Here is a 715-nt window from a genome sequence, read left to right as displayed (position 1 = left end):
GCAAAGGTCTCGCGAATCTTCTGGTACAGCTGCTTTTGCTGCCACTCTTTGAGCCGCGCAGGTTCACGCTGGGACAGGCCGGCTTTCATCGGAAAGCCGGTTTGGGGAAGGTTTAGCGTTGCCTTGTAGTCCGTCATGATTCCGCTTATTACACCGTAGGCATATCAAAAAAAGCCCGAACCGCGTCCACATCCTGCCGGATGGCAGTCTTGAGCTGGTCCAGATCCGCGAATTTTTCTTCCGGGCGCACATAATGGCAGAAGGCCACAGTCAGGTGTGCGCCATAAAGGCTGTCTTGATGCGTGTGCTGCGTGTCGTCCGAACCAGCACCACCCGCCGAATCACTGTAATCCAGCAGGTAGACCTCCAGACGGTTTTCCGTGCCATTCACCGTGGGCCGCGTGCCCATATTGGCCGCCCCCGGCTGATCGGTTAGCCCGGCACCGGTGACCGTCACCGCGAAGACGCCGTGCAAGGGAGACTGCAACCGCTTCAGTGCCAGATTCACCGTGGGCAGGCCGAGGGTCCGACCGATCTTGTCACCATGGCGCACCCGCCCACTGATGGCAAAAGGTCGCCCCAGCAAGCGCTCTGCCAGAGCAAAATCGCCGTCACACAGCGCCGCCCGCACCCGCGTACTGGACACCCGCTCACCGTCGACCTCACAGGTAGCGGTATCCGTCACCGCAAAGCCGAACTGCTGGCCGGCCTGCTG

General features: G+C 60.8%; 1 protein-coding gene. It reads right to left on the bottom strand.

What is annotated here, in order from left to right; translation table 11 throughout:
- Positions 1 to 148: 148 nt before the first annotated feature.
- Positions 149 to 715: riboflavin kinase (locus tag A3754_RS03650; protein ID WP_304439793.1), on the bottom strand; the 567-nt coding region annotated here is incomplete at its 5' end.

The sequence above is a fragment of the Alcanivorax sp. HI0083 genome (assembly GCF_001635175.1).
This window is presented reverse-complemented; position numbering and strand designations above follow the sequence as displayed.